We start from the raw sequence: 3,666 nt of genomic DNA, 5'->3' as shown, positions 1-3,666 counted from the left end.
ATCTAATTCTCAACGCGCTGAATCTGTTTGCCGGCTTTGGAAGCAATCCCAGCGAAAGTGCACGGCGGTTTTGCGTCCGGAATTGCGTTAAACCAGAAATCGTAACTCATTGTTAACGCTTCCGTTTGGCGGTTCGGTTACCCTGTCTTTTGGTCGATTTTCAACGGCGCCCTGCTAAGACCTTGGTCCTTAGGCGGGGATAAGAACAATGAAATCGTTCCTAAGTGGCATGGCCCTTGCGATGGCCATGGCCGCGCCGGCGGCAGCCGAAACGCGTTACGATCGCAACCTCGAGAAAGCGGTGGTCGAGATCGTTGCCGGCAAGATGGGCGATATCCGGGGCGGTTTCTCCTATAAGCAGGTCGCTCAACTGGTTGTGCTGCCGGAAGCGGCGCCGGCTGCGCCCGCTCCGGTCGAGCCGCGCAAGCAGGCCTCCAACAATGACGGCCTGATGCCGGCCGTCGAGCGCCCGGTCTCGCAGACGGTCTTCTAAAACCACATATCGCGCACGCAGCGGCTGTCGCGTGGCAGATCGTCGAACGTGTCGAGACCGTCGAAATGGTCGATCGGCAGATCGGCGACGGCCTCCGGCGGCGCCAGCCTGACATTGACGGCGATGCGCGTACGGCCGCTCGAACTGGACCGCAAGCCGCGCCAGGCAAGTACGCAGGCACATTTCGGACAGAACAATATCTCGAGCGCGGGTTCGGCCACTTGGGCGCGCGTATAGGAACGCATTGGTCCCGCGATGCGGATGCGCTCGTCGGCATAATCGTAGGCCCAGAGCGTGCCGTAGCGGCGGCAAAGCGTGCAATTGCAGGCCGTGATCGATCCCGGATCGCCTTCCAGGGTCCAGTGCGCGGCGCCGCAATGGCAGGTTCCCTTGAGCATTGCCTCCTCCTCAGGTTGGATGAAGGCCCGCATTCTGCCGCGCCGCGCGCCATATTCAACAGGCTCCCATTGCCTTCGCGTCCGGCTTTCGCCAATGAAGGCCAATGAACTCTCCTTTGCCAGCCGGTGCGCGCCTCAGGCTCGACGAACTGCTCGTCGGGCGCGGCCTGTTCGCCAGCCGTTCGCGCGCCCGCGACGCGATCGAGCGCGGCACGGTCAGCGTTGACGGCAGCGTTGCCCGCAAGCCCGGACAGTCCGTCGCGCCGGACTGCCGCGTCGCCATCGACGATCCGGCGCAGGCCTATGTGTCGCGCGCGGCGCTGAAGCTGATTGCCGGCCTCGACCGTTTCGGGCTCGATCCTTCGGGGAGCGAGGCGCTCGATATCGGCGCCTCGACCGGCGGCTTTACCCAGGTGCTGCTCGAGCGTGGCGCCGCGCATGTCACGGCGATCGATGTCGGCCATGGCCAGATGCATCCCGATATCGCCGGCGATCCGCGCGTGATGATGATCGAGGGGCTGAACGCCCGCGATTTGACGACTGCCGATCTCGGCGGCCGTATCCCGGATTTCCTGGTCTGCGATGTCAGCTTCATTTCTCTGAAACTGGCGCTGCCGCCGGCGCTTGCGTTGGCGGGCGAGGGCGCCAGGGCGCTGTTTCTGGTCAAGCCGCAGTTTGAGGCCGGCCGCGAGGCGATCGGCAAGGGCGGGCTGCTCAGGAATCCAAGCGATGCCGAACGCATTGCCGCAAGTCTGCGCGACTGGCTTTCCGGCATACCGGGCTGGCGCGTGCTTGGGCTGCACCCGTCGCCGATCGAAGGCGGCGACGGCAATCGCGAGTTCCTGCTCGCCGCGATCAAGGATGCGGGATCGAAATGAGCGCGCGTTTCACCATCACCAGGCTTGGCGCTCAGGGCGACGGCATCGCCGGCGCCGATGGAGGCGAGGTGTTCATCCCGTTCACGCTGCCGGGCGAGACGGTCACCGCGGCACGCCAAAAGGACCGCGCGACGCTTATGTCGGTTCTGGAGGCCTCGCCGCTCCGGGTCGATCCGGCCTGCCGCCATTTCACCGAATGCGGCGGCTGCGCGCTGCAGCATTTCGAAGCCGGGGCCTATCGCCAGTGGAAGCGCGAGCGGGTAGTGCAGGCGCTGAAGGCCAAGGGCATCGCGGGCGAGATCGACGCGCTGGTGCCTTGCTCGCCGCAGACCCGCCGCCGCGTTGTCTTCAGCGCAAGGCGTAGCGAGGCCGGCATGCTGCTGGGCTTCGTGCGCGCGCACTCCTCCGAAATCATCCCGATCGAGGAATGCCCGATCTCGCTGCCGGTGGTCGTTGCGTCGCTCGATCGCTTGCGTAGGCTGGCCGATCTGGTTTGCGCCACACCAAAAGCCTTCCACATGACGGTCACCGTCACCGCGTCCGGACTGGACGTCGCCGTCCAGGATGCCGGCAGGCTCGGCGAGCACCAGCGCCGCATCGCCTCCAATTTCGTGATGGCCGAGGGCTTGGCGAGGCTTTCCGTCGACGGCGAGGTCATCGTCGAGCCGAAAAAGCCGGTGGTGCAATTCGGGCCGGTCGCTGTCGCCGTGCCGTCCGGCGCCTTCCTGCAGGCGACGGAGGCAGCCGAGCAGACGATGGCTGATCTCGTCGGCCAGCATCTGTCGCGGGCCAAAAAGGTCGCCGACCTCTTCGCCGGCTGCGGCAGCTTCGCGCTCAGGCTCGCGGCCAGGTCCGAGGTTCATGCCGTGGAGGGCGACGCGCCGGCGCTTGCGGCGCTCGACCGCGCCTTCCGCTTCGCCAGCGGCCTGAAGCGGGTGACCAGCGAGCGCCGCGACCTCTTCCGTCGGCCGCTGACCTTCAAGGAATTGAATGGCTTCGATGGCCTCGTCTTCGATCCGCCGCGCGCCGGCGCGGAGGACCAGTCGAAGCAGATCGCCCGCTCGGACGTGCCGCTGGTCGCGGCCGTGTCCTGCAATCCGGTGACGCTGGCGCGCGATCTGCGCATCCTCCTCGACGGCGGCTATCAGTTGAGGAGCGTGACGCCGATCGATCAGTTCCTGTGGTCGCCGCATGTCGAGGCGGTCGCGCTGCTGGAGAAGCCGAGGCGACGCCGGTAGTCCACAACCGGGTCCACAGGACGTTTTGTGAAGCCTCTGTTCTTTCGACGAAATTGCGCCCTAAAGCCGCCTTTTTGCGGGGTCTTAATTTCGCGCTGTAGGGAAACATTCCTGCCTCCCCGGCGTTAATGTTTCGAACGGATGGCGGACAACGGACGGCGGATTGCGATGCAAACGCTTCAGAAATTCATCGGCTTCATCGTCGTTCTCATCGTACTGACCGTCGCGTCCGCGACGGGAGTGTTTGCGCAAGAGCAAAAACGCCTCGCCTTCGTCATCGGCAACGCCGCGTATTCGTCAGGCGAACTGGCGACCCCGGCGAATGACGCCGGGCTGATCGGACAGACCTTGCAAGCGGCTGGGTGAGGTCGGAGACCCGAATGGCCTGGATCGGCACATCGGCGGGATTGGCGATGTTGGCGTCGACCGGCAGGAAATAGTTCTCGCCTTCGAACTGGGCGCCGTGGCCGGCAAGGTAGACGAAAACGACCGCGTCGGGGCCGGCGGCCGAAACCTTGGCAAGGAAATCGCGGAAGGCGCCGCGCAGCGATTCCTGGTCGACATCGCGCGCCCCGACCACGTCGAACCCGGCCGCTTGCAAGGTCTGTCCGATCAGCCCGGCGTCATTCGCCGGGGTCGCCAGTTCGCCTGACGAATAC

General features: G+C 65.2%; 4 protein-coding genes and 1 pseudogene. 3 read left to right on the top strand and 2 right to left on the bottom strand.

From position 1 onward, the window contains the following. Positions 1-208: 208 nt before the first annotated feature. Positions 209-493, top strand: a complete 285-nt coding sequence (locus EOA38_RS30595; protein WP_126095244.1) for a hypothetical protein — start codon at positions 209-211, stop codon at positions 491-493. On the opposite strand, the gene EOA38_RS30590 is transcribed toward EOA38_RS30595, so the two are convergent. Beyond that, positions 490-891, bottom strand: a complete 402-nt coding sequence (locus EOA38_RS30590; RefSeq protein ID WP_127221682.1) for a GFA family protein — start codon at positions 889-891, stop codon at positions 490-492. The genes EOA38_RS30595 and EOA38_RS30590 overlap by 4 nt on opposite strands. 104 nt (positions 892-995) lie before the next feature. Between EOA38_RS30590 and EOA38_RS30585 the strand changes: the two genes are divergently transcribed. Further along, positions 996-1,769 carry a TlyA family RNA methyltransferase gene (locus tag EOA38_RS30585; RefSeq protein WP_127221684.1) on the top strand — a complete coding sequence of 258 codons (774 nt, stop codon included), beginning with the start codon at positions 996-998 and terminating at the stop codon, positions 1,767-1,769. Continuing rightward, positions 1,766-3,007 carry a class I SAM-dependent RNA methyltransferase gene (locus tag EOA38_RS30580; protein WP_127300983.1) on the top strand — a complete coding sequence of 414 codons (1,242 nt, stop codon included), beginning with the start codon at positions 1,766-1,768 and terminating at the stop codon, positions 3,005-3,007. Before EOA38_RS30585 ends, EOA38_RS30580 begins: the two co-directional genes overlap by 4 nt. 349 nt (positions 3,008-3,356) lie before the next feature. On the opposite strand, the pseudogene EOA38_RS30570 reads toward EOA38_RS30580, so the two are convergent. Then, positions 3,357-3,666 (bottom strand): annotated as a pseudogene (locus tag EOA38_RS30570) (caspase family protein); the annotation flags it as partial.

Source organism: Mesorhizobium sp. M1E.F.Ca.ET.041.01.1.1, from assembly GCF_003997355.1.
In the GTDB taxonomy this organism is placed as follows: domain Bacteria; phylum Pseudomonadota; class Alphaproteobacteria; order Rhizobiales; family Rhizobiaceae; genus Mesorhizobium.
This window is presented reverse-complemented; position numbering and strand designations above follow the sequence as displayed.

What these genes read in the sequence shown, in the direction of transcription:
- EOA38_RS30595 (WP_126095244.1), top strand. Translation starts at nt 209, where the DNA reads ATGAAATCGTTCCTAAGTGGCATGGCCCTTGCGATGGCCATGGCCGCG.
- EOA38_RS30590 (WP_127221682.1), bottom strand. Translation starts at nt 891, where the DNA reads ATGCTCAAGGGAACCTGCCATTGCGGCGCCGCGCACTGGACCCTGGAA.
- EOA38_RS30585 (WP_127221684.1), top strand. Translation starts at nt 996, where the DNA reads ATGAACTCTCCTTTGCCAGCCGGTGCGCGCCTCAGGCTCGACGAACTG.
- EOA38_RS30580 (WP_127300983.1), top strand. Translation starts at nt 1,766, where the DNA reads ATGAGCGCGCGTTTCACCATCACCAGGCTTGGCGCTCAGGGCGACGGC.